The sequence below is a fragment of the Photobacterium sp. WH77 genome, from assembly GCF_022014395.1.
In the GTDB taxonomy this organism is placed as follows: Bacteria; Pseudomonadota; Gammaproteobacteria; order Enterobacterales; family Vibrionaceae; genus Photobacterium; species Photobacterium arenosum.
In genome coordinates, this window is sequence record NZ_JAKLTE010000001.1 from 506,345 (window position 1) to 532,097 (window position 25,753).

Genomic DNA, 25,753 nt, shown 5'->3' on the forward strand with positions numbered 1-25,753 from the left:
TGCGCTGAGGTGATTTATCCTGCCTTGTAATCGGCTTTATCCAGATTGTGCTTTTTCATTCTCAGATAGAGCTTTTTACGTGGGATCTGCAGGTAAGTTGAAACCTCATTAATTCTGCCGCCGAAAAGGTACAGGGCATCTTCAATCACCTGTTTTTCATAGTCATCAATCAGATCATCCAGCGGGCTGCTCATTTGATCCAGCGACTTGGTCCGTTCTTGTCCGGTGAGTTTGACGATACCGATAGCGTAGAGCTCTGCCACGTTACGTAATTCCAGAACGTTACCTTCCCAGGTGTGCCGGTTCAGCGTATTGATATAGGCTTTATCCACCACAGGGACGGGTTTGTTCAGTTTCTGGCAGCTGGCCTCCAGAAAGTATCGGAACAGCAGTGTAATATCGCTTGCCCTTTGCCTTAGTGGCGGTATGACAAACCGCGCCTGGCTGAGAAAGTAAAACAGCTCAGGCACTAAGGTTTCTTTTTCGACCGCTTGTTCCGCCGTCCCTTCAACAAGCGCCAATACACGTACTTCTCTTTTCGCCAGGCGCTCTTGTTCAAGGAGAAAGCGGCATAACCAGTGCTGTGCGTCGGTCGGCATAGCCGGCAGGTTACTGATGCAAAGACTGCCCTCGCGGGCATTGAGCATTGCCCGTTGCAAATCAGAGGTGCGCTGCACTTTATTGCCGCACAATTTAATAAACGGGCCTTTACCCATTTTTGTGTGGGCATGAAGCAAGCGGGCCAGGGTGTGGCGTCCCGTTCCGGCTTCTCCTTCAATCAGGGCATCTTTGTCATTGTTTTCCGCAGCTGCAATCTGATGGCGGAGCTTGACTATCAGCGGGCTGTCACCCAGCAGCACGTCGCTGGCTGTTTGCCTGAGCCTTTTACGGTGTTCAATCAGCTGCTTTCGCTTCGGCAGATGCTTGTCCAGCAGTGTGATCAGCTCAGCGGGCTGTAATGGCTTTTGCAGAAAGTCGGCCGCCCCGTTTTGCAAGGCGTCTACTGCCATAGGAATGTCGCCATGGCCGGTGATTAGTATCACAGGCAGGGTGCTATCCAGTGATTTAATGCGATGCAGCACCTCTTTCCCGTTCATACCTGGCATATACATATCGGTAATCACTACGCCGGGCCATTCTTTATGAAGCAAGGTCAGAGCCTGCAACGGATCTGTGGCTGTCCGGGTCTGATAACCAGCTACTTCCAGCAGGTGCTGGTAAGCATCGGCAACATCCTGATCGTCATCAATGATCAGTACTTCAATGTTATCGCTAATCGTCATATTTATTTAACTCCAAAACAACCATTGCGCCTCCTTGTAAGGTGGAAGCAAGGAAAATATCGCCGTTCAAGCGGTTCATGATGGAACGGCAAATGTTCAGTCCCAGTCCCAGGCCCACATCTTTAGTGGTGGTAAAGGGGGTGAACAGTTTTTCAATAATGTCTCTCGCAAAACCCGGGCCTGTATCACAAATGGCTAAACTGAATGTCTGGCGTTCAGCAGAGTGATTAAGCAGTTCTACGTAAATGTCTCTGGTATCGCAGCCAGCCACCGCATCACAGCTATTGATGAACAGGTTAACCAGCACCTGTTCCAGCTGAACGGGATCGGCGATGACCTGAAACGGGCTGTTTATTCCGCTGATCAGACTGGTCTGCTGAACTTTCAGCCTGCTTTCTATCAGTTGCTGGGCGTGATTGATCGACTCTTGAATATCAACAGCCTGAAGCATTCTGTTGGCTGATTGTTTTTTCGCGAAGTTGCGCAGGCTGGCAATGATACGGGCCATGCGTTCAGTCAGGCTGTCCATCTTGTCCAGGCTGGCTGCAAGCTGAGTGAGGTTGTTCTTATCTACGGCCATTCGCGTGGCAAAGATATGGGTTGTCATGGCCGACAGCGGCTGGTTCAGCTCGTGCGCCAGCGAGGTCATGGTCTGCCCGACCACGGCCATTTTTGCTGCTTGGATCAGTTCATCCTGTGTGGCCCGTAAATCTTCCTCAATACGCTTTCTGTCTTCGATTTCGGCTTTCAGCTGTCGGTTTCGCTTGGTCAGTGACTCGGTTTTTTCCTGCACCATGTTTTCCAGCCAGCGGGCCGCGCTTTCCTGTTCGGTAATGTCTGTCACAGTGATGATGACTTTGGCTTCCCGCCCCTGTTTGAACAGGCGAAAGTCCAGACGAAGATAGCGCGGTTCGCTGGAATGTGTCTGTTTGATGGTGAGGTTGCAGGCGCCATTGGACTGCAAAGGGCTGCTGGGCAGAAACAGCCGTTTCAGACGGGGTTCCATGACGCGGTTAAACAGCGCCCAGATGGTCTGATTGGCGGGGATAGCTTCGGCATCAAACAGCGATAGCGCACTGGGGTTGACCGATTCTACGATGCCGGATAAATCACAGGTGATGATACTGGCCTGAGTGTTATTGATCAGGTTCAGTGCATTGGCTCGCTGCATTTCCAGCATTTGCTGGCGGAATTGACGCAGACTGTCACCCAGCAGGCCAATTTCATCATCACCATCAACCTGAATTTTTGCATTGAGATCGCCGTGCGCCACGGCATACAGATCCTGGCTGAGTTGATTCAAACGCGCGACAATCCCGCGGCTGACCAGATAGACAGACAGAAAGACGGACAGCGTAATGGCCAGCAGTACCACGCCAAGCAGAATGTAGCTGCTGATGATGACAGACCGACGGGTGTGATCGTTGAGAGTGAGCAGAGAGGAATCTGCCTGGTCAACCATAGTCTGGATCAGATCCTCCTGATAAATCAGACGGTTGTTGATGCGCTTTTTATAACTTCGGATTGTTTTTTCCAGTGCAGACAACACGCTCAGTTGCATTGCCACCGGGCCATTGGGCTCAACCTGGCTGATCATCTCGTTGAGCTGTTGCCGGAACGCCAGCGTCGATGGGTAGTGGCTGAGGGAATCACTCATGGTTTTCAGTTGCTGGGTTTTAAAGCCAATGTAGTGAAAAGCGTTGGCGATGTCCCGGTTATCGTCCCGATGAAACATTTCCTGCACCAGCTGGTACAGCTCACTCTCTTTTACTGTGATGGACTGAATGAGAGAAAATTCATTGACCGTTTCCCGTATGGTGTCACTGTCCAGGTGATGGGGTGTGGTACGCGTTAATTGCCATTCCACTTCCTGGCGAATGGGAGCAAGCTCATCCACCACTTTTTGGTGCAACCAGCTGATCCGGCTTTCCGATTGCGCCAACGCCAGCAGCAAGGTCGACCGCTTGCTCAGCAAATTGCTGTATGTCTCTATGTCTTTGAGCAAGCTGACGTGTTCAATTTTCAGCGCCGGATAGGAAGACAGGCTGGCTGTATTCGCAATGGAATGGGTGATCCTTTCAGCTTCGAGCTGAATTTGTTGTTTCAGCTCAGCATGTCGGGCCGGGTCCTGATTGCCCCCGATATTATGCAGTCTGTCTTTCAGCGCCGCTGTGCTGCGTTCCAGGTGATAGCTGGATCTGAGCGTTGGCAGGTTTTTACTGACAATGGCATCTATCTGATCATCGAGGTTTTCCCAGGTAATCAGCGCGATGAGGCTGACGCCTATACTCAGGAATGCCATCAGGCTGATGGCGCTAATCAGGCGATTTCCGATCGTTTTGCGCTTTAGCATCACAGCTCCTGCTTGTACGACATGAGTATGTCTTGGGATAAACGGATGGATTGCTGTAATTGCTGGCTCATTTGTTCTTGCCAGAGCCCGACGGTACGGGCAGATGCCGGGTGACGCACAGGGTCTTGCAGCGACAAAAAATCCTCAGTCGCGGCTTGCTCGGCGCTGATCACCGTGGTTGAAGCCAGCGCAACGGATCGTTCCAGTTGCTCGGTTTGCTGAGGAGTCAGGCCCGGCAGTAACTGGATTTTATGGATCAGCTGCCAGGCATAGTTCAGCAGGGGCTGCTGTTGGCTGATACTGATATCAAAGAGTTGCTGTACAGCTACCGCCCGCTCTTCCATTAACCCGGTATCGACAGTGAAAGTCGCTGTGTCTATGGTTGGTATCTTCGTTCGGCGATGCTTGTAATTGGGGGACTGCTCGATGCGCGCCTGCGAAGAGGCAGACAGCATAAATCGCACGAACTCAATACCCAGCTGATCGGATTGTTTTCTGTTCAGTGCGGCGATATAGCTCGGCAGGACAATACTGTTGGGTTGATATTGAAAATGAATAAACGGGAAATGATCTTGCTGCTCTTTGGCATAACTGTCGATAACCAAACCGATGCCAGATTGCCCGCTGGCGACGAGATCGGTGGCGCGCTGGCTGTTGGCTGAAATGGCATTCAGGTTGCCTCCCAGCTGTAAAAGCAAGCGCCAGCCTTGATCCCAGCTATAACGCTGCAGCAGGCTTTCCACCATCAGGTGCGTGGTCGCAGAACGGGAGGGACTGCTCATGACCAGGTGGCTGTGGTAGACAGGGGCAATAAGGGACTCCCAGCGCGACGGAACTGGCAGTGCATTCCTGTCGATATAACGCTGGTTCCATATGATGCCGCAGCCTGAGTACCCCAGAACGGCAATGTAGTCTGAATCGAGCTGGCTGTGCTCATCGGTCAGTTCGGCAACAGGCACCAGAGAATGGCTGTCGGCCAGTGGCTGAAACAGACGACGGGAAGAGGAAAGCACCACATTCACGCCATGATCCGGCAGCGCCAGCAACGCCAGTCCTTCACTTTCCCGGCGTTGCAGAATAGTGACATCCAAACCAGCATGCTGTTGTTCAAAAATCTCAATGCTGCTGCTCAGCAGGGCAGGGTTGAAGGTGGTCAGAATCACCAGCTGCTTTTTTTCACTGGCATGCAGGGGGGAGATCGCCAGTAATGCTAAGATCAGAAGCCGGTATAACATGACAAAGAATCCTTCCTTACGTAGCCTGATTCATTCCTTATTTCCCACCTTTACTCGTCGTTTGCAGATGGCAGACAGAAGAGATATTCGTTACGCGCTTATATACAAGTAAGGGGCCGTAGGGAACAGTAAAAAGTCGATTATCATGGCTGAAGTTATGGTCGGCTAGCTCTTTAGTGCTTTCCATGCCATAAAATGTGCCAATCGTGACCCAATCATTACTCACTTTGCGATAGCCCGCGCAAATCTATCAGAACAGCAGATTTCGCCAATGGGGAAATTGTAAAAAAGATATGCCAGTAATACGGCGTCTTGCTGTTGTCTCAGAAGGATACAGGGATAGTTCAGGCGTGGAAGGCGGCCCGAATCAAATCAAGGCCGCGATGCGGGAGACATTGTTCGTCATCCGGGCTAATTTGTCAGGCACTCAGTATCTGCTGTATTTCGGTGGCGGAGAGATGATACTGGCGAGGGCACTGTTGCCACACGCCCAGCATGCGGCGATATTTACTCTGCATTGGCACATGGCTGTTAAAGCTGTGCTCTGAAGGCAGGAAATGCGGATAAAGATTTTCTACCATTGTCAGGAAACGAACATAATGCATTTGCTGGGGCTCACTGGCGGCATCAAAGCCCAGGAATGTCAGACGGCGAGTATCAATCCGGGTCTGCTCGGCTGCGTTTAACTGTTTGCAGGATTCTTGCATGGCATGGTGCATTTCCATCACTTGTAGGATTTCTTTACATTCATCTTCTGAGATCGCCCCGAAGTTTTTATCCAGCTCTCTGAGCTGCAGCCCGTATCCGTGCTCTACTATGGTTTGCAGACGCTGAAACTTGCCGGCATGTTCGGGATCGAGCTGCGCCATCAGTCGATATTGATTAGCCAAAATGAGACGTTGTGCATGTGTCATTTCCATAAGGGTATCCTGCAATGATTTTACTGGTTTCAGCATAGCAGCAAGTCGTCGAGCGGCTTTGATCTGAGCCGGGTTTGCGGCCGACATTACAGAAAAACCGACTGCTTTTGCGTTACACTGGCCAGAATGAAGTGTGATTCAACTGGGTGAATACAATGCAAGGATGCTGGCAATGACAATGCTTCCCTGGGCTGGCTGGGCCGTATGGCTGGCCGTGCTGTTCTTCTCTTATCCGCGAGAATTCTATCCCAAGTTCAAACACCAGAAAGACTATCAGCACCTGGTCTCAGGGACTGTGGTGATACTCTTTTTGTTGTGGAGCCTGAGGGCCGGACTGGTCGACGGGCTGAAAGTCCATTTTCTGGCCTTGACTGTACTAACCCTGACCCATGGCTGGCGAATCGCCATATGGATAGCCGCGGTGCCTGGTTTGCTGCTGGTGGCATTCGGTATTCAGGACTGGCAAGAGCTGGGGCTGGTGAATCTGACCAGCGTGGTGGTACCCGTACTGATCAGTTATTGGGTTTTCTTGCTGAGTTACCGTTACCTGAGCCGGCATCTTTTTATTTATATTTTTGTCGCGGCATTTTTTAACGGCGCCCTGTCGCAAGTGGTTCATATGCTGCTGACTGGAAGCTGGATCTGGCTTGAAGGAGAATACAGCTGGCAATATATCGTCGATAACTATTTATTGCTCATTCCCTTGCTGTTGTTTCCTGAAGCGCTGCTCAACGGTATGTCGACCACCTTGCTGGTGGTGTATAAACCTGAGTGGGTGAGAACCTTTTATGAACGGGATTATATTTACCAGCGGGATAAGTAATGCTGTTAATAAAACATAACAGTATGATTTTTATGTGATAATTTGTCATTCCCGCGCAGGCGGGAATCTATATCTCAGCCACGGCAAAATGGCCGGTACGGCCTGTTACCGGGAACTCAGCGCAATCAATACATCACATTGGGATGATATTGCGACAGGATGGCTTTTACCCTGTCCATCACAGCTTTTGACGGCGGTTTGACCCCTTCCAGCGGATAGTCATACCCCATGGCTTCCCATTTGTGCGCGCCTAGCTGATGGTAGGGGAGCAGTTCGATTTTTTCGATATTGTCCATATCCTTAATGAATTCTCCCAACTGATGGGCAGAGGTGTCGTTGTCGGTAAAACCGGGTACCACGACATGACGGATCCAGGTTTTCTGGCCTGTCTTGTGCAGATAACGGGCGAAGTCGAGAATGCGTTTATTGGGTACGCCCACCAAATCATGGTGAATCTCATCGTCGATTTGTTTGAGATCCAGCATCACAAGATCCGTCGCATCCAGCAGCTCATCAATCACAGGGGTATGCTTACGGACATAACCGTTGGTATCCAGACAGGTATGGATGTTCTCGGCTTTGGCCGCCCGGAAAAAGTCGCGAATGAATTCTGGTTGTAATATCGCCTCACCACCGGATGCGGTAACACCGCCACCTGAGGCTGTCATGAAATGGCGATAAGAGAGGGCTTCTTTCATCAGCTCATCCACTGTGATTTCACGTCCGCCTTCCAGATCCCAGGTATCGCGGTTGTGGCAGTACTGGCATCGCAGCAGGCAACCTTGCATAAACACGATGAAGCGTATGCCCGGGCCATCCACAGTACCGCAGGACTCAAAGGAGTGAATACGGCCTTTTACTGTCATAACGTGGCGCTCCCAGATAAAAAATTGCATGGCGGTTTAAGTATAATCCCCGCGACTCTTGCAAGCCGCGGGGAAAGTGCAGTGCAGTGCCGTTGCTGCCCGGCAAGGGTTACAGCGACTCAGTAAAGGTACGTGCAATCACGTCCTGTTGCTGCTCTGTCGTCAGTGAGTTGAAGCGTACCGCATAACCGGATACCCGTATGGTGAGCTGCGGGTATTTCTCCGGATGCTTCACGGCATCTTCCAGCGTTTCCCGGTTCAGCACATTGACGTTCAGGTGCTGGCCGCCTTCAATACCGGCATCGTGGTGAAAATAACCGTCCATCAGACCGGCCAGATTGGCGCGGCGGGTATCGTCAGATTTACCCAGTGCATTGGGCACGATAGAGAAGGTATAAGAGATACCGTCTTTGGCGTGTGCGAACGGCAATTTACCCACTGATGTCAGCGAGGCCACCGCCCCTTTCTCATCACGACCGTGCATAGGGTTGGCACCCGGTGCGAAGGGCTGGCCGGCACGACGACCGTCCGGGGTATTACCGGTTTTCTTACCGTATACCACGTTGGAGGTGATGGTCAGGATAGACTGAGTCGGAATGGCATCGCGATAGGTTTTCAGCTTACGGATCTTATTCATAAAGCGTTCGACCAGATCGCAGGCGATATCATCGACACGGGCATCGTTATTACCGAATTTCGGATAGTCACCGTCGATTTCAAAGTCAGTGGCAATGCCGTCTTCGTCGCGCACCGGTTTCACTGTGGCGTACTTGATGGCAGACAGAGAATCTGCTGCCACCGACAGGCCGGCAATACCACAGGCCATGGTGCGACGCACGTCTCTGTCGTGCAGTGCCATCAATGCCGCTTCGTAGCTGTATTTGTCATGCATAAAGTGAATGGCGTTCAGTGCGGTGACGTACTGTGTCGCCAGCCAGTCCATTAAAGAATCCAGACTGGCCATCACTTTGTCATAGTCCAGCACCTCATCCGTCATCGGAGCCGCTTTCGGGCCGACCTGCAATTTCAGTTTTTCATCCACACCGCCGTTGATGGAGTACAACAGGGTTTTTGCCAGGTTGGCCCGGGCGCCGAAGAACTGCATATGCTTACCGACCACCATAGGTGAGACACAGCAGGCAATGGCGTAATCGTCTGAATTGAAATCCGGACGCATCAGATCATCGTTCTCATACTGAATAGATGAGGTATCGATAGACACTTTGGCGCAGAATTTCTTAAAGCCTTCCGGCAGGCGATCAGACCAGAGCACTGTGATGTTCGGCTCCGGGCTTGGCCCCATGGTGTAGAGGGTATTGAGGAAGCGGAAGCTGGTTTTTGATACCAGTGTCCGGCCGTCAACCCCCATACCACCAATGGATTCTGTCGCCCAGATGGGATCGCCGGAGAACAGTTCATCGTAGTCAGGTGTACGCAGGAAGCGAACCATACGCAGTTTCATCACGAAGTGGTCAATCATTTCCTGCGCTTGCTCTTCGCTGATCTTACCGGCCGCCAGATCCCGCTCCATGTAGATGTCAAGGAAGGTCGAGGTTCGACCCAGTGACATCGCTGCTCCGTTTTGCGATTTCACCGCCGCCAGATAGCCGAAGTAAGTCCACTGAATCGCCTCTTGCGCAGTGTCGGCAGGACGCGAAATGTCGTAGCCGTATTTGGCGGCCATTTCTTTCATCTGTGCCAGCGCATGGTGTTGGTCGGCAATTTCCTCGCGCAGCTGCATGGTCATCTGCAGATCTTCGCCTTGCTCGAAACGCGCTTGCAGCGAGGTAAACTGGGCCAGTTTGTCCTGCATCAGATAGTCAATACCGTACAGAGCCACACGGCGATAGTCGCCTATGATACGGCCACGGCCGTAGGCATCGGGCAGACCGGTCAGCACGCCTGATTTACGGCATTTCATGATGTCAGGGGTATAAATATCGAACACACCCTGATTATGGGTTTTGCGGTATTCAGTGAAGATTTTCTTCACCTGAGGATCCAGCTCGCGATCGTAAGCTTTACAGGAACTCTCGACCATACGGATGCCGCCGTTAGGAATGATAGCCCGTTTCAGCGGGGCATCCGTTTGCAGACCGACTATGGTTTCCAGTGTTTTGTCGATATAGCCCGCATCGTGTGCGGTGATGGTAGAAATGATTGACGTATCGAAATCAACAGGAGAGTGCGTGGCGTTTTCCTGTTTGATGCCTTCCATCACTTTAGCCCAGAGCTTCCGGGTTGCCGCTGTGCCTTCGCTGACCAGAAAGTCTTCATTGCCCTCGTAAGGGGTGTAGTTTTTCTGGATGAAGTCACGGACGTTGACTTCGCTTTGCCATTCACCGGCCTTGAAGCCTTCCCAAGCCGTAGCAAATTGATCTGCCATATTATACCTACCTGTTTTCGTCAGTAGAAAATGTCTGCAAGTGCTGCCATGAGTCTGCAGCCTGTGCAATTTGTATCATTTCTGCCAGTGCGGCTTTTTGATTTACCGCACTGATAGGTCGGAACGTTTTGTTTTCCTGCTTTATCCCAGAAGGGCGGGGATACCAGGAATCATGCCGACCGCCAGCATGGCTCCCAGGCACACAAGCAGTGTCAGACCCGGGATGATGATGCGGTCAGCCAGTGTCAGGTGATTCGGCCGCTCTTTGTCGCCAATAAGACCGTTGTTATCCAGCAGCATAGTGACAGCCCAGCCGAACACAGGGTTCACCGCCATGGATGCGAAGATACAGATCCCCGCCGACTGGCTGGACCTGGCATCTTTTACCATCTGCATACCAGCTTCCAGCAGCGGCAGGAACACACCAGCCAGCAGGGCAATCGTCATCACCGGCGGCCAAATCGCAATATCCATAGGGTAGCCGATAATAGCCACAACGATGCATATGCTGCCCAGCAAAATAGCACCAGCAGGAATCGGCCGTTTGGCGATGGCGGCAGGGATCATATAGGTCCCCCAGGATGAGGTGACATTACCGCCGCCAAATGCTGCGCCGACTATCTGGCGAACCGAGCAGCCTGTCATGGTGTCATCGACATCCATCAGGGCTTTCTCAGCTTTTTCAGGGTAGTTCATTTCCTGAAAAATGCGGTGACCAAGAAAGTCGGGTGACCACATGGCAACGGCCAGCAGGGCAAACGGCAGCGACGCAATGAAGTGCTCCACAGTCGGCATGCCCAGTTTCCAGCCTGTTTCAGTCGATCCCCACCAATAGGCCGGGTTCAGATTAGGCAGGCCAGGTGTGGTATGGAACTCGAACGGGGCGCCCATGATGGCGGCGATGATACCGGCAGTGACTGCGCAGACAGGAATCGCCAGCCAGCGTTTGCCGATTCGGGCCAGAAAGGCATAAAGCACAATAGAAATAAAGAGGATGAAAGTGGCGACATAGCCCATATTGATGTCGCTGCCCCAGCTCAGCAGGCTTTTTATCTGCCCGCTGGAGCCGACAAAACCAAGGAAAATCAGCAGCCCGCCAGCCACACCATCGCTGGTGAGTTTGACCAGTCGGGAGCCGCCTTTACACAGGCTGAGCGCCAGGCCGAAACCGCCCAGCAAAATAGCCAGTGCCAACGGGTGACCACCGGCGGCTGCAATCATGCCTATCATGGGGATCATCGGGCCATGGTTGCCCGCCAGATTGGCGCGCGGGTTCATAAAACCGGATATCAGAATACAAAACAGCGATGCCGATATCAGCATCTCTACCCTGACGTTCTCAACCACGAAATCCGGGCCAAGCCCGTAGGCCGCGGCATAAGAGGACATCACTGCTGAATACATCGCAATAATGCCGATAGTACCGGCTATTGCGGGCACCAGATCTTCCCACTCAAAACGGAAATCTCGACCGGGCAGGTTCAGTGCCCACCGGCGAGGATTCAGGATCTGAAGTTCATGATCAAGATACCGGGAGCGGCTGGGAAAGCAGCTGGCGGGTTTGTGATGGGACGAATAACGCTCGGAGTCCACATCGATTTGGACGTCACCGAAATGAAGGTGTGATGACATAAGGGCCTCGTTCTACAAGTCTATAATTCTTGTGTTCTGCACCGGGGGTATGGCCTGAATCCAGTGCTGATTTATGTTCTGGTATCAATTACTGACAATGAAGACAGTTTACTCCCCGGATTCCCAGGAAAAGTTGATCCTGATCATCCATGCCTCTTGTATGAAGAAATACTACGTAAAAACCCGTTTTCGGTGAGATATGAGTAGGTATTTTGGCTTTGTTTGTAATTTTATTACGTAAATTTATATCTTTGTGACGTAAAGGGGAGGGGGGAACGGACAGGATACGGCGCAGAAAAACGCAATGCTCGTATCCTCTGCGGCCATTTTCGCGGGATGAACAAATTCAATTTCTGCAAGCCTCGTCATGTTATGACGAATTTTATATTTAGCATAAAGCACATTATCAGTTACTCATTCTGCATGTTTGCCCACTTTCATTTTGCTGAAGCAAACAGAAGGAATGATTGGGTACGGCGGGATTATTATTCTCTTAATGGCGCGATATCGATTACATCCTGACGTAATCCAAACTGTTGCCTTTATCACCCGTAAATTCAGAAGACTCCCTGTCGTGCTTTTATTTAGCTGAGTCTGATGTTTATTCTTTTTATCGCACGCAGCGGATAATTCGCCCGGATGTATGAAACTGATTTTTTATACTAAAATAGTGAGAATCTATTGCGCTTATTAAATAATCGTTTGCAGTGTTTTATTGATTAAATATGCGATTTTTCCATCTTATAATGCTAAAATCCGAAAGTTAACAAAATGTTGTCAAGCAAAGTTCGTGGTGATACCTTCGTCAAAGGGCTGCGAAAACAGACTTTCTCACTGTCGGATTACCGAGAGGAGCAGGATGAATGGTAGCGTCACTAACTGGCTTGATAAAAAGATAAAGTTATCCGTGGCGTGTATTAGTGATGAGTTACCAGGAATAACAATGGGTAACAAATATCGTTCTGCTAATGTTGATCTAGTGTTAATAGTGATGTTTTACGAACTTTCACTATCATGCATAAAGACTTTAGCCGACAGTATTCAGCGCACTCAGCCACATTTGCATCATTTGTTTCAGGTGCAGTATTTGGGTTTGACAAGCAACAGGAGACAAAGCGCATGACAGAAGCAGTAGCGCTTGAAGTAAAGGATTTACATAAATCTTTTGGCCAGAATGAAGTATTGAAAGGGATTTCGCTCACTGCGCATTGCGGGGATGTCATCTCTATCATTGGCTCTTCTGGTTCAGGTAAAAGTACATTTCTTCGCTGTATTAACCTGTTGGAAACGCCAACTCAGGGTGAAATTTGGGTCAATGGCGAACTGATAAAAATGAAGAACAATCGCCGGGGTGAATTCCTGCCTGTTGATGATCGTCAGGTGCAGCGTATTCGTTCCCGGCTGGCAATGGTTTTCCAGGGCTTTAATCTCTGGTCGCACATGACTGTGCTGGGAAATGTCATCGAAGCACCTGTTCATGTCCTCGGTGTGCCTAAAGCAGAAGCTATCGAAAAAGCCGAAGCCTTACTGAAGAAAGTGGGTTTGTACGAAAGACGCCATTATTACCCGGGTCACCTCTCTGGTGGTCAGCAGCAACGGGCCGCCATTGCGCGCGCACTGGCGGTAGACCCCGAAGTGATGCTGTTTGACGAACCTACCTCCGCCCTTGACCCTGAGCTGGTCGGTGAAGTATTGGGCGTCATGCAGGATCTGGCCCAGGAAGGACGCACTATGCTGGTGGTGACACACGAAATGGCGTTTGCCCGCGATGTGTCGAATCAGGTGATGTTCTTACACCAGGGGCTGGTTGAAGAGCAGGGACATCCTGAAAAGCTGTTCCAGAATCCGGATTCAGAAAGATTAAAACAATTTATTTCCTCCATTTACTAAAATAGGGATGTGAGTTTTACTCAATCCCGATAATTAACAACTTCGCTGTTTCAGCGGTTTACAACCATCTCTGACTCACAAAGGGGTGGATGCAAATACAACAGGAGTAAGACAATGAAAAAATGGATTTTGGCTGCCGCCGTCGTTTCTGCTCTGGGGGCCACCTCAGTTCAAGCGAAAGAGTGGAAAGAAATTCGTTTCGGTATCGAAGGCGCCTATCCTCCATTCAGCTGGACCGAACCAAGCGGTGAACTGAAAGGTTTTGACGTCGACATGGCCAATGCGCTGTGTGAAGAACTGCAAGCAAAATGTAAGATCGTCGCCCAGGACTGGGACGGTATTATCCCGTCTCTGCTGGCACGTAAATACGATGCAATCATTGCCGCTATGTCAATCACGGAAGAGCGTAAAAAGAAAGTGGACTTCACTGGCAAATACGCTCTGATCCCCAATAAATATGTGGCCAAGAAAGGCACACAGATTGACTTCAGCAAAGAAGGTCTGAAAGGCGTCAAAATTGGTGTTCAGCGTGCAACGACGCACGATAAATACCTGACCGACAACTATGGTGATGCTGTTGAGATCGTACGTTACGGTTCTTTTGATGATGCTTATCTGGATCTGAAAGCCGGCCGTATCGCCACCGTGCTGGGTGATGCCTCTGCGCTGGAAGAAGGTCTGCTGAACAAAGACGGCGGCGAAGGGTATGAGTTCATCGGCCCTTCTCTGACCGATCCTAAGTGGTTCGGTGAAGGCTTCGGGATTGCAACCCGTAAGCAGGATAAAGATCTGACAGAAAAACTGGATAAAGCCATCTTGTCGCTGCGCGAAAAAGGCGTCTATCAGCAACTGGCATCTAAGTACTTCTCTTACGACGTATACGGTGACTAATCGCTGACAGTGGACTCAGAGACATCAATATGTCTCCCGGTGTACGAGCGATGTGATGAGACGAATAAGAGTGCCGGGTCGAGGGTGGCTCGGCACTTTTACTATCTGTCGCTGACTCTTTGCAGTTTAAAGGAGTGACCCCTTGTTAGATTTAAAAGGATACGAATGGTCGTTGATCGAAGGCGCATGGATAACCTTGCAGGTTGCTTTGCTGTCTTTGGTGCTGGCGATGGTATTGGGCATGATAGGTGCGCTGGCAAAATTGTCACGTTATCGCCTGGCCCGCTTAACGGCGACCACTTACACCACTGTCATCCGCGGTATTCCTGATCTGGTACTCATGATGCTGATCTTCTTTGGCGGTCAGGTACTGCTGAACAACAGTTTGTATGGCATCAATGAGTGGCTGAACAATTATTTTGCGTCATCAGATCCCAGCCATGAATGGACAGCTTATCTGCCTGACTATATCGAAGTCAGCCCATTTGTCGCGGGTATACTGACCATTGGCTTTATCTTCGGTGCCTACATGGCAGAAACCTTCCGCGGTGCCATTATGGCGGTGGACAAAGGTGAGCTGGAAGCGGCGAAAGCCTATGGCATGAGCAGTGCGATGTCGTTCCGCCGTGTCCTGTTGCCGCAAATGATCCGCCATGCCTTACCGGGTTTTGGTAATAACTGGCTGGTGTTGCTGAAAACCACAGCTCTGGTCTCTATTATTGGTCTGGATGACATGGTGCGTAAGGGGGCACTGGCCGCCGGTACGACTCAGATGCCATTTACCTTCTACATGGCAATTGCTGTGTTGTTTCTTGTGTTTACCTCGCTTTCCACTTCGGTACTGAAGTGGGCAGAGCGTCGGTTCAGTATCCATACGAGGTAAGAGATGGACTTTAGTATTCTGACTGATAGCTGGCCGCTGTATCTGCAAGGTTTTTACACCACACTGTGGATGGTAGCGCTGGCACTTGCCATTGGTCTGGTGATTTCCATTCCTATCGGTGTGGCACGAAACAGCAAGAATCCGCTGATTTCAGGGCCCGCCTGGGCGTACATTTACTTCTTCCGTGGTACGCCGCTGCTGGTACAGCTGTATCTGATTTATTACGGCATGAGCCAGCTGTTAAATGTACAAGGCACGCTCTGGGAAGAAGCCTGGTTTTGTGCTCTGGTATCCTTTGTGCTCAATACCGCCGCTTATACGGCAGAAATCGTCCGGGGTTCCATTAACAGTATGCCAAAAGGGGAAGTGGAAGCGGCGAAAGCTTATGGTATGAGTCACTGGCAGGCATTCAGCCGGATTATTTTGCCAAGCTCGCTGCGTCGCGCCTTACCGGCATACAGTAATGAAGTGATCTTCATGATTCACGGCTCGGCGGTCGCTGGTATCGTGACCATTGTGGATTTGACCGGTGCGGCACGGATAGTGAACTCCCGCTATTACGCACCTTTTGAATCTTACCTGTTTGCAGGATTGTGTTACATGGTACTGACGTTCACTGTGATCTGGGCTTTCCGCAAGCTTGAAGGGCGATTCCTGCGTCACATGAAAGCGCTGAGCTGATAAGATCTCCTCGCGCTTCAAACACTAAGCCAAGGCAGATGCCTTGGCTTAGTTGTTTATGGCAGCTTATCGCATGGCGAACTCAGCAATTACACTGCCACCTACACCGCCACTGCATCGTACAGGCTGATGCCAGTCAGCGCGGTCACTTGATCAAGGTACTGGCGCACCCGGGAAGGGAAAGTCAGCCCTTTGACCACAGTCAGGTTTCTCAGGGTCGGGAACAGATTGACGTCGTCATAGCTGAGCACATTATCGCGCTCGGAAGGCAGGGTCAGCCAGTCAAGCTGAGCAAGCACCGCTTCCATACCACTGAGATACTGAGCGGTCTGCGCAAAGGCGTCATCAAAGCTTTGTTCGATCATGGCTGATTTATTGTTTTCAAACCAGTCTTTGGCTTCCTGGCACTGAAACTCAGGCAGGTCAATCATCAGCCAGCGCGGATACACTAAACGGCTGCTGAAAGGCCGGGCGGCGTCGTACCACTCGGCAATGCGTGCCTCATGCTGGGCCTTCGCCAGCAGAGGTTGACCATCCTGCTCGTCAAGGTAGCGGGCAATATCCAGGCTTTCTGCCATATAGCTGCCGTCAGGTTTTTGCAGAATAGGCACCATGTTGGCACCCACTTTATCGATACGCGCCTGCACATCATGGTTTTGCAAGAAAACCAGCTCAACATTGGCTTTGTTCAGCCCGGCCACCATCATGGCTTTAATGCAATACGGGCAGTGATCGAAAACAAAGAGTTTCATTTATTCAAACCTCGTCAAACCCAGCCCCGGATGAAAGGGGCTGGCAGGGGATTTATGGCGGTGATTATTTGAAAACAGACCAGATAGGTGCGTGATCAGACGGTTTTTCGATACCGCGCAGTTCGTAATCAATACCGGCTTCCTGGCAACGGGCCGCCAGCGACGGGGTCGCCAGAACCACATCAATGCGCAGGCCGCGGTTGTCATCAAAGCCTTTAGAGCGATAGTCAAACCACGAGAATTTGTCATCCGCGGTGGGGTGAAGCTGACGGAAGGTATCGACAAATCCCCAGTCCATCAGGGTTTTCAGCCATTCGCGCTCAATTGGCTGGAAGGAACATTTACCGGTTTGCAGCCAGCGCTTAGCATTTTGCGGGCCAATGCCGATGTCCAGATCAATGGGGCTGATATTGATATCACCCATGACCACCAGTTCTTCATCACTGCTGTGATGGGTATTGAGGTAGGTCATCAGATCAGCATAAAACTTTTCCTTGGCCGGAAACTTGGTTTCGTGATTGATGTTCTCACCCTGAGGGAAGTAGCCGTTCAGCACAGTCACGGTTTTACCGTCTTCTTGCTCAAAAGTGGCCATAATCATCCGGCGCTGGGCTTCATCATCATCGGTCGGAAACCCTTTGCGTACATGAACCGGTTCCTGCTTGCACAACAGTGCAACACCGTAATGGGCTTTCTGGCCGTGGTGGTAGACCTTATAGCCCATGGCTTCTACGTCTTCCAGCGGAAAGGCTTCGTCATGCACTTTGATTTCCTGCAAGCCGATCACATCCGGCTGGTGTTTATCGATGACTGCTTGCAGTTGATGGAGTCTTGCTCTTAATCCATTGATATTAAAAGAAATAACTTTCATTTGATGATTCTGTATTGTCAGGGTTTAGAATGAAGCAATCCTAGCACAGTTGCTTGTCATAGCGTAAGGCCAGCGCTGAGCTGTTCGAATATCTTGATGATCTTTACCGGATTTTCTGCGCCGACTGGTGACTCTGCCTTACCTATAATCAAGGCAAGTGAAAGTCAACGGTGAGGCAAATATGGGCAAACTGATCAAGGGTGTGTGGCACGATGTGTGGTACGACACAGATAAAAGCGACGGTGAATTCGTGCGTGAAGATGCCGGCTTTCGTCACTGGTTAACGGCGGACGGCCGTCAGGGACCACAGGGCCAGCAAGGTTTTAAGGCGGAATCCGGCCGCTATCACCTTTATGTCTCACTGGCCTGCCCCTGGGCGCACCGGACCCTGATATTCCGTACTCTGAAAGGGCTGGAGCCGCATATCGGGGTCACAGTGGTCAGCCCGGACATGCTGGAACACGGCTGGGAGTTTGCGCAGCCTGAGCCACTGTATGGCTTTGACTTTATGCACCAGCTGTATGCCAAAGCCAAACCCGATTATACCGGCCGGGTAACAGTGCCTGTGCTGTGGGACAAAGAAACCCAAACCATAGTCAGCAATGAATCCTCAGAAATTATCCGCATGCTGAACAGCGCTTTCAACGAGATCACCGGTAACCAGGATGATTACTATCCCCAATCGGCTCAGGCCGAAATCGAGCTGTGGAATGCGTTTATTTATCCGTCGATCAATAACGGTGTGTACCGGTGCGGCTTCGCAACCACTCAGGAGGCTTACAGCACGGCCTTTTCTGAGTTGTTTGCGGCGTTGGATAAAGTCGATGCGCATCTCGCCAATCACAGGTATTTAACCGGCAGCAGGCTGACTGAGGCCGACTGGCGGCTGTTTACCACGCTGATCCGCTTTGATGCCGTGTACGTGGGCCATTTTAAATGTAATAAGCAGCGCATTGCTGATTATCCGAATTTACAGGGCTACCTGAAGGAACTGTATCAGGTGCCGGGTGTGGCTGATACGGTCGATTTTTACCACATCAAACGCCATTACTATTTCAGCCATCAGATGATCAATCCAACCGGCGTGGTGCCTCAGGGGCCAGAGCTGGATCTGGATTCGCCGCACGGCAGGGACAGATTCAACCTGACTTCCTAATGCTGTCCTGACGCACCCCCTAATGGAGCAATGGCGCCCAGACCTCAATGCGGACCGGCGGCAAGTCCCGATTCACCGAGTAAGGCAGTGGCACAGACAGACCGCCTGTCGCCGGATTGGATTGTCTGCCGGCGCGCATTTGGCTCAGTATCTCGCCGCGCCACTGAGCCAGCGCATCAGGCAGAGGCATCATGCTGACGGCAAGCAGGCTGGGACGGATACTGGCTGCCAGACCCGGCCCCTGAAGCCTGAGCAGGCAATCCAGACGTCCCAGATGCGCTTCGCTGCAGAGCGGATAGTCGTGAATGATGGCATCAAAATGAAACAGCGCCTGGGATGGCTGCGAGTGGCGAATGGCCTGAGCGCGTTTGAAGGTGGACTCCAGCCAGCGCAATGCGTCAAAAGCGTGAGTATTTTCCCGCAATGCCTGCAGCCTTAATTGGCTGTGACCGTCATAGCTGTCTCTGTGTTTGAGTACCTGGCAGATATCTGCAATCAAACGGGTTTCGCCGAGTTGTAACAGCAGCGGCAGCGCATCGGCCAGAATCACTGACGGCAGCTTATTGAGGCGTTCGAAATAGCCGGATAAGCCGAGCAGAAGGCGGCGTTTGGCTTTCAGCTGTTTGCCTTGCGCCAGCAGCAATCGGGCGATCAGTAACTGCTTGAAGCAATAAAGAAAAGGGCGCTGAGCGGGCAGTAATCTGTGATGCGCACGCTGGGCTATCTGGCTCAGCGTCTGGTGGAGCTGACGGCGGGTGCGCTGATCATCCAGACTGAAATACAGTTGCTCGAAGCTGGCACTGAATTCGGCCAGGCAGATAATCCAGCCAACATCAATAATGGGTAAATGGGTGGCCAGTGAGAGCCCGGCCTGAGCGAATGCATCTGGTTGTTGGCACTTGGCTGCCAACTGCGCAACTTTCAGGGCCCTGTGACTGGCAGAGGGGGACAGTTTCAGTGCCCGCTGGGCTGTGGCCAGTGCCTGCAGCGGTTGCCCTTGCCCGGACTGGTAGTTTGCCAGTAAATCCATCGCCTCAAGGCATAAAGGGTGTTTCCCGATCAGGTGCGTCAGCAGTTGCAGGGCTTTGGCTGAGTCACCGCACTGGTGCTCAACTTTGGCTTCCGCCAGCGTGACTTTGATTGAGGGGTGATAGCTCTGAAATAGCCTGATATAACGACGGGCCAGCGCCCAGTCTTTTTTCTCCATCAGCATATCGAGCAGCAGGCTTTCCAGCTGATAATCCGGACCATGTTGCAGCAGCTGCTGTTTACAGTGTCGGATCCCCTGATCCAGACCATGCTCACTCAATTGTTTATACACAGGCTGGCGGGCCTGACTGTTGCGCCATGTGTGGCTCAGTTTTTGCTCAAGTGTGTTGAGCGGCAGCGGCAAAGTAACAAAGGCATCCGGTTCAACCGCCAGTGCATTGAGCACCACTCGGGCACTGGTGTCTGCCGAAAAAATCACTATCCCGCAATCGGCACTGAGCAGCTGTTTTTTCCGCAGCAGGGTCAGCAATTCACTGCCTGTCAGGGTGTTATCTAAATGAAAATCGACCAGCAGCAGATGATAGGCCGAACGCTGGCAATGCTTGATGGCTTCACGATAGTTGGCGGCGGTGTCAATGTGACGCAGGCCAATCTGCACCAGTACCCCTTTCATCAGGCTTTGGGCACTGGGCTGATCGTCGACCAGCAAGACTTTCAGTTTATGCCAGGGCGGGGGAGCAAGGCTCATGGTGTGCAATCGGGTAGCCATCCTATGTCCTCAGAGCAACCAGGATGCAACTGCATGCAAATGCGGCGGCAGTCACACTTTAGATAGATTGAGTGTAGTCGGTTTTTGTGGTGAAAAATTGTGCTATGTGGTGATTGGAGGGCAAGAAAGCATAAAGTCGCAAAAGTGAGAATTGTGCAGGGCTTACGACGGAGAGAAAGAAAAAGAGAGGAATAAAAAAAGCCAGCGCGATGCACTGGCTTGAAAGATGGTGGAGGGAGAAGGATTCGAACCTTCGAAGGCGGAGCCGTCAGATTTACAGTCTGATCCCTTTGGCCACTCGGGAATCCCTCCACGGGATTTTTGCGTATTGTCTGGCTATATCAGCCGTGAAAGTAGCATAGCGCCACTCTCATAAAAGATGGTGGAGGGAGAAGGATTCGAACCTTCGAAGGCGGAGCCGTCAGATTTACAGTCTGATCCCTTTGGCCACTCGGGAATCCCTCCACGGGATTTTTGCGTATTGTCTGGCTTTATCAGCCGTGAAAGCAGCAAAGCGCCACTCTCATAAAAGATGGTGGAGGGAGAAGGATTCGAACCTTCGAAGGCGGAGCCGTCAGATTTACAGTCTGATCCCTTTGGCCACTCGGGAATCCCTCCACGGGATTTTTTACGTATTGTCTGGCTTTATCAGCCGTGAAAGCCGTACAGCGTACCACTTTCATAAAAAAATGGTGGAGGGGGAAGGATTCGAACCTTCGAAGGCGGAGCCGTCAGATTTACAGTCTGATCCCTTTGGCCACTCGGGAACCCCTCCACAAGTGCGGTGCGGATAATAGCAAACAGGTGAAGACTGTAAACCCTTTTTCTGAATATTCATCGTTGCTTGCTGGATTTTTCGTCGTTTTGCAAGTTACGTCTGCGGTTTGTGCTTTTTTGTGAGGAAAACTTGCTTAGCTTTACATTTCTTTACCCCGATTATTCTGTGGGTCAGATATGATTAGCCCATAACAAAGAACAGGATGCGTAAGCATGAAGAAAGTTGTTTTGGCCGTTGTGGTAGCGGCATCCCTGGCCGGCGGGGGGTATTTCTATTTTCAGCAGCAGTCTCATGCTGCCCAAGCCGCCAGTCAGCCCAAGCCTGGTCGCAGCGTGCCGGTTGCGACAGGCGAAGTAACGTCACACGAAGTGGTCAGTTCTGTCTCTCTGGTGGGTAAACTGGCCGCTCAGCGTTCAGTAACCATTGCCACGGAAGTGGCCGCCAAGGTGGATCGCATCGTGGTGGATACCGAGCGGAAAGTGACACAGGGGCAGTTGCTGGTTCAGCTCGATAACGCCAAACCCAAGGCCGCTTACGACGAAGCGAAAGCCTATTATGACGACGAAAAGCGGAAATACACCGAATATCAGCGGTTGGTGAAGCGCGGGGCGCTGACCCAGACCGAACTGATAGCGCAGCAGGCGAGCGTGAGTATCGCCAAAGCCCGTCTTGATGCGGCCAAAGCAGAGCTGGATGATCACCAGATTCGTGCACCGTTTACCGGCACTGTTGGCCTGATTGATTTCAGCGCAGGTCATACCGTGACGGTAGGCAGTGAGCTGTTTACCCTGGATGATCTGTCACAAATGCGCCTTGATGTACAAGTGCCTGAGCAATATCTGTCGAAACTGGCACCTGGTATGGCGGTACTGGCGAAAAGTCAGGCATGGCCGGACGACACCTTTCACGGCACGATTCAGGCCATTGACTCACGGGTGCAGGCCGAATCACTCAATATCCGGGTGCGCGTCTCGTTTGACAATGCCAGCGGCAAGCTCAAACCCGGCATGCTGATGGCGGCAGCATTGGATTTTACCCCGCAGCAGGCCGCGATTATTCCGGTTCAGGCGCTGGAGTATTCCGGCACCAAGCGTTTTGTTTACCTTGTTGATGCCAAAGGCATTGCACACCGAACTGAAGTGACGCTGGGCGCCAGGGTGAAAAACGAAGTGGTGATCGAATCGGGTATTCAGATCGGTGATCGTATTGTGGTTCAGGGACTGGTCAATATGCGCGACGGTCTGGCCGTGCAGGACGTCAGTCTTGGCAACCCGTCTGAGACCAAAGCGGCCAGTGTAGTGCAAGCGGGAGATAATGCCTGATGTGGTTATCTGACGTTGCAGTAAAACGCCCTGTAGTTGCAATTGTGCTGAGCGTGCTGCTGGTGGTGTTTGGTCTGGTGTCATTCAGCAAACTGCCGGTCCGGGAAATGCCCGACGTTGAAAATCCGGTGATCAGCATAGGTACTTCGTACGAAGGGGCATCGGCAACCATCATGGAAAGCCGTGTCACCACTGTGCTTGAAGACGAGCTGTCGGGCATCAGCGGCATTGAAAGCATTACTTCTACCACCCGTAACGGCAGCTCGCGGATCAGCGTTGAGTTCGAAATGGGCTGGAACCTGACCGAAGGGGTCAGCGACGTACGTGACGCCGTTTCCCGTGCCCGACGCAGTCTGCCCGATGGCGCAGACGAGCCGATTGTCTCCAAAGATGACGGGTCAGGCGAAGCGGCTATCTATATCAATCTGACTTCAAGTGAAATGGATCGCTCGCAGCTGACGGACTACGCCGATCGGGTGCTAACCGACCGGTTCAGCCTGATCAATGGTGTCAGCTCAGTGCAACTGACCGGCGCGCTGTACAAAGTCATGTATGTCCGCCTGTTGCCTGAGCAGATGGCAGGACGCGGCGTGACTACCACGGATATTATCGATGCCCTGCGTGATGAAAACGTCGAGCTGCCGGGCGGCGAAGTGCGTAACGATGCGACCACTATGTCGGTGCGAACTGCACGTTTGTACCGCACCGCAGAAGATTTCTCGTACCTGATGGTGCGGCATACTGAAGACGGCACGCCGATTTACCTCAAAGATGTCGCCGATGTGGCCATAGGTGCGCAAAACGAAGATGCCACCTTCAAGAGCAATGGCGTATCGAGCCTGAGCTTGGGTATAGTGCCGATGTCAGACGCCAACCCGCTGCAAGCCGCCGATGCGGTACAAAAAGAAGTGGACCGATTACAGCGTTTTCTGCCGGACGGTACCCAGTTGGCAGTGGATTATGACTCGACCATCTTTATTGAACGCTCGATCAACGAGGTCTACAACACCTTGTTGATCACAGGCGCGTTGGTGGTGCTGGTGCTGTATGTATTTATCGGTCAGGCAAGGGCGACCCTGATCCCGGCGGTCACTGTGCCGGTGTCGCTGATTTCCGCCTTTATGGCCGCTTACTATCTCGGTTTTTCCATCAACCTGCTGACCCTGATGGCCCTGATTCTGGCTATCGGCCTGGTGGTGGATGATGCCATAGTGGTGGTCGAAAACATTTACCACCATATCGAAAGGGGCGAGCCACCTTTGCTGGCTGCCTTTAAAGGCACCAGAGAGGTCGGGTTTGCCGTAATTGCCACCACGCTGGTACTGGTCATGGTCTTCCTGCCTATCGGTTTTATGGATGGCATGGTGGGACCGCTGTTCACCGAATTTTCCGTGCTGCTGGCGATGTCTGTGCTGTTCTCCTCCCTGGTGGCACTGACCTTAAGTCCGGTGCTGGGCAGTAAGCTGCTCAAAGCCAATGTCAAACCCGGGCCGTTTAACCGCTTTGTCGACCGTCAGTTTGCTGCACTGGAGGCTGTGTACCGCAAAGCCGTCACTCAGGCCGTTCGCTGGCGCTGGGCTGCGCCATTGCTGATTGTCACTGTGGTAGGCGCCAGTGTCTGGCTGTTCAAAATGGTGCCGAGCCAGCTTGCGCCCTCTGAAGACAGAGGGGTGATCTTTGCCTTTGTCCGCGGCGCGGAAGCGACCAGTTATAACCGCATGGTCGGCAATATCGAGCAGGTTGAGCAGCGCTTGTTGCCCATGGTAGGCAAAGGGCTGATCCGCTCTGTCAGCATCCAGACCCCGGCCTTTGGCGGCCGGGCCGGGGATCAGACCGGTTTTGTGATCATGCAGCTGGAAGACTGGGAAGATCGCGATGTCAGCGCGACTCAGGCGCTCGGGGTGATCCGCAAAGCACTGCAGGGCATTCCGGATATCCGTGTCTGGCCATTCATGCCGGGATTCCGGGGCGGTTCTTCCGAGCCGATGCAGTTTATCCTCAATGGTGCCGATTACGACGAGCTGTTTGCCTGGGCCACCAAACTGAAAGATGTCGCGCAGGGCAGCGGCATGATGGACGGCGTGGACATAGATTACGCCGAAACCACCCCAGAGCTGGTGGTAACGGTTGATCGCCCGCGGGCAGCCGAGCTGGGCATTCCGCAGTCGGATATCGCAGAAACGCTGGAAGTCATGCTGGGCGGGCGCAGTGAAACCACCTTTGTCGAGCGCGGCGAGGAATACGATGTGTATCTGCGCGGTGATGAAAACAGTTTTAACAATGCGATGGATCTGAGCCGGATTTACGTCCGTGCCAAGAACGGTGAGCTGGTTTCGCTCAACAGTGTGGCGAAAGTCGAAGAAGTGGCGGCGGCCCGCAAGTTGAGCCATAACGAGAAGCAGAAGTCGATCACCATTTCTGCCAACCTGCTGCCCAGCCATACCTTGGGTGAAGCGCTGGACTTTATGGATGAGCAGGCTTTGTCTATGCTGCCGAGTGATATTGTTATCGACTATGGTGGCGAATCGAAAGATTTCCGCGAGAACCAGAGCAGTATGGCGATGATCTTCGGTCTGGCATTGCTGGTGGCTTATCTGGTGTTGGCGGCGCAGTTCGAAAGCTTCATTAACCCTATGGTGGTGATGCTGACCGTGCCGCTGGGGATCTTCGGCGGCTTGCTGGGACTGATCCTGATGGGGCAGAGCCTGAATATCTACAGTCAGATCGGCATGATCATGCTGATTGGTATGGTAACTAAAAACGGCATTCTGATTGTGGAATTTGCCAACCAGCTCAGGGATAAAGGCATCGCCTTTGAGCAGGCCATTGTCGATGCCTCAGCACGGCGTTTACGCCCAATCCTGATGACGGCATTCACTACCTTGTTTGGTGCCTTGCCACTGCTGCTGTCGACTGGCGCAGGTTATGAAAGCCGTATTTCGGTCGGTACTGTGGTGTTCTTCGGCATGGCGTTTGCGACTTTGGTGACTTTGTTCGTGATCCCGGCCATGTATCGCCTGGTGTGCGCGAAAACCCAGTCACCGGGCCATGTCGCGGCACAACTGCAAAAAGCCCTGGAGCATGATTATGTCGGACGTCGCAGCCATGGTGATTTGCCACTGGAGGATTTAAAATAAAAGTAATTGATTGTAAATCAAAATGTTATGTCATTCCCGCGCAGGCGGGAATCCATGAGGCAGTGAGTGGTCAGGTCAGAGAAATACTGAAATCATTCACCAGAACATCAGCCATCTTCTGAACATTGAGCACGC

At 52.0% G+C, this 25,753-nt stretch carries 18 protein-coding genes and 4 tRNA genes; 8 read left to right on the top strand and 14 right to left on the bottom strand.

From position 1 onward, the window contains the following. Nucleotides 1-14 precede the first annotated feature (14 nt). The 4 genes from L6J37_RS02175 to L6J37_RS02190 all read right to left on the bottom strand — a co-directional run bounded on the left by L6J37_RS02175 (nt 15) and on the right by L6J37_RS02190 (nt 5,791). The gene (locus tag L6J37_RS02175) at nt 15-1,283 is read right to left on the bottom strand and encodes a sigma-54-dependent transcriptional regulator (RefSeq protein WP_192017020.1); all 1,269 of its coding nucleotides are present in this window, start codon (nt 1,281-1,283) and stop codon (nt 15-17) included. Beyond that, complete coding sequence (locus L6J37_RS02180; protein WP_192017021.1) at nt 1,273-3,636, bottom strand: ATP-binding protein; 2,364 nt, start codon at nt 3,634-3,636, stop codon at nt 1,273-1,275. Before L6J37_RS02180 ends, L6J37_RS02175 begins: the two co-directional genes overlap by 11 nt. Beyond that, nucleotides 3,636-4,871 (bottom strand): ABC transporter substrate-binding protein, encoded by a 1,236-nt coding sequence (locus L6J37_RS02185; RefSeq protein ID WP_218382797.1) that lies wholly within the window; start codon nt 4,869-4,871, stop codon nt 3,636-3,638. Before L6J37_RS02185 ends, L6J37_RS02180 begins: the two co-directional genes overlap by 1 nt. A 419-nt stretch (nt 4,872-5,290) precedes the next feature. Next, complete coding sequence (locus L6J37_RS02190) at nt 5,291-5,791, bottom strand: YfbU family protein (protein ID WP_237793959.1); 501 nt, start codon at nt 5,789-5,791, stop codon at nt 5,291-5,293. 172 nt (nt 5,792-5,963) lie between these two features. On the opposite strand from L6J37_RS02190, the gene L6J37_RS02195 reads away from it, so the two are divergent. Beyond that, nucleotides 5,964-6,614 carry an energy-coupling factor ABC transporter permease gene (locus tag L6J37_RS02195; RefSeq protein ID WP_311568612.1) on the top strand — a complete coding sequence of 217 codons (651 nt, stop codon included), beginning with the start codon at nt 5,964-5,966 and terminating at the stop codon, nt 6,612-6,614. Between the two features lie 125 nt (nt 6,615-6,739). Here L6J37_RS02195 and pflA read toward each other — a convergent pair whose 3' ends face one another. From pflA to L6J37_RS02210, 3 genes are all read right to left on the bottom strand, one after another. Next, a complete protein-coding gene (pflA, locus tag L6J37_RS02200; protein ID WP_192017024.1) occupies nt 6,740-7,480 on the bottom strand; it encodes a pyruvate formate lyase 1-activating protein in 741 nt (246 codons plus the stop codon). Nucleotides 7,481-7,589: 109 nt separating this feature from the next. Next, nucleotides 7,590-9,866, bottom strand: coding sequence for a formate C-acetyltransferase (pflB, locus tag L6J37_RS02205; RefSeq protein ID WP_237793960.1), 2,277 nt, complete (start codon nt 9,864-9,866; stop codon nt 7,590-7,592). Between the two features lie 141 nt (nt 9,867-10,007). Next, complete coding sequence (locus L6J37_RS02210; RefSeq protein ID WP_237793961.1) at nt 10,008-11,498, bottom strand: DUF3360 family protein; 1,491 nt, start codon at nt 11,496-11,498, stop codon at nt 10,008-10,010. Between the two features lie 1,119 nt (nt 11,499-12,617). On the opposite strand from L6J37_RS02210, the gene L6J37_RS02215 reads away from it, so the two are divergent. From L6J37_RS02215 to L6J37_RS02230, 4 genes are all read left to right on the top strand, one after another. Continuing rightward, on the top strand, nt 12,618-13,388 hold the full coding sequence (locus tag L6J37_RS02215; protein ID WP_120511453.1) for an ABC transporter ATP-binding protein: 771 nt from the start codon (nt 12,618-12,620) through the stop codon (nt 13,386-13,388). 114 nt (nt 13,389-13,502) lie between these two features. Then, nucleotides 13,503-14,279, top strand: a complete 777-nt coding sequence (locus L6J37_RS02220; RefSeq protein WP_192017027.1) for an ABC transporter substrate-binding protein — start codon at nt 13,503-13,505, stop codon at nt 14,277-14,279. Nucleotides 14,280-14,421: 142 nt separating this feature from the next. Beyond that, entirely contained in the window at nt 14,422-15,162 is a 741-nt protein-coding gene (locus L6J37_RS02225) for an ABC transporter permease (protein WP_192017028.1), read from the top strand. Between the two features lie 3 nt (nt 15,163-15,165). Further along, nucleotides 15,166-15,843 (top strand): ABC transporter permease, encoded by a 678-nt coding sequence (locus L6J37_RS02230; RefSeq protein WP_120511450.1) that lies wholly within the window; start codon nt 15,166-15,168, stop codon nt 15,841-15,843. A 101-nt stretch (nt 15,844-15,944) separates the two neighbouring features. Here the strand turns inward: L6J37_RS02230 and grxB are convergent, their stop codons facing one another. Both grxB and xthA read right to left on the bottom strand, forming a co-directional pair. Continuing rightward, on the bottom strand, nt 15,945-16,595 hold the full coding sequence (gene grxB / locus L6J37_RS02235; protein ID WP_237793963.1) for a glutaredoxin 2: 651 nt from the start codon (nt 16,593-16,595) through the stop codon (nt 15,945-15,947). Nucleotides 16,596-16,659: 64 nt separating this feature from the next. Continuing rightward, entirely contained in the window at nt 16,660-17,466 is an 807-nt protein-coding gene (xthA, locus tag L6J37_RS02240) for an exodeoxyribonuclease III (protein WP_218382804.1), read from the bottom strand. 181 nt (nt 17,467-17,647) lie between these two features. Here xthA and L6J37_RS02245 point away from each other — a divergent pair, with 181 nt between their 5' ends. Further along, nucleotides 17,648-18,622: a glutathione S-transferase family protein gene (locus L6J37_RS02245; RefSeq protein WP_237793965.1), complete on the top strand. Its 975-nt coding sequence runs from the start codon at nt 17,648-17,650 to the stop codon at nt 18,620-18,622. 19 nt (nt 18,623-18,641) lie between these two features. Here the strand turns inward: L6J37_RS02245 and L6J37_RS02250 are convergent, their stop codons facing one another. The 5 genes from L6J37_RS02250 to L6J37_RS02270 all read right to left on the bottom strand — a co-directional run bounded on the left by L6J37_RS02250 (nt 18,642) and on the right by L6J37_RS02270 (nt 21,156). After that, nucleotides 18,642-20,381 carry a response regulator gene (locus L6J37_RS02250; protein WP_237793967.1) on the bottom strand — a complete coding sequence of 580 codons (1,740 nt, stop codon included), beginning with the start codon at nt 20,379-20,381 and terminating at the stop codon, nt 18,642-18,644. 227 nt (nt 20,382-20,608) lie between these two features. Beyond that, a tRNA-Tyr gene (locus L6J37_RS02255) sits at nt 20,609-20,693 on the bottom strand. A 68-nt stretch (nt 20,694-20,761) separates the two neighbouring features. After that, a tRNA-Tyr gene (locus tag L6J37_RS02260) sits at nt 20,762-20,846 on the bottom strand. Between the two features lie 68 nt (nt 20,847-20,914). Then, nucleotides 20,915-20,999: transfer RNA gene (locus L6J37_RS02265), tRNA-Tyr, on the bottom strand. A 72-nt stretch (nt 21,000-21,071) separates the two neighbouring features. Continuing rightward, a tRNA-Tyr gene (locus tag L6J37_RS02270) sits at nt 21,072-21,156 on the bottom strand. 215 nt (nt 21,157-21,371) lie between these two features. Between L6J37_RS02270 and L6J37_RS02275 the strand changes: the two genes are divergently transcribed. Continuing rightward, the gene (locus L6J37_RS02275) at nt 21,372-22,481 is read left to right on the top strand and encodes an efflux RND transporter periplasmic adaptor subunit (RefSeq protein ID WP_237793969.1); all 1,110 of its coding nucleotides are present in this window, start codon (nt 21,372-21,374) and stop codon (nt 22,479-22,481) included. Beyond that, on the top strand, nt 22,481-25,618 hold the full coding sequence (locus L6J37_RS02280; protein WP_237793971.1) for a multidrug efflux RND transporter permease subunit: 3,138 nt from the start codon (nt 22,481-22,483) through the stop codon (nt 25,616-25,618). The genes L6J37_RS02275 and L6J37_RS02280 overlap by 1 nt, the downstream gene beginning before the upstream one ends. Nucleotides 25,619-25,753: the final 135 nt, after the last annotated feature.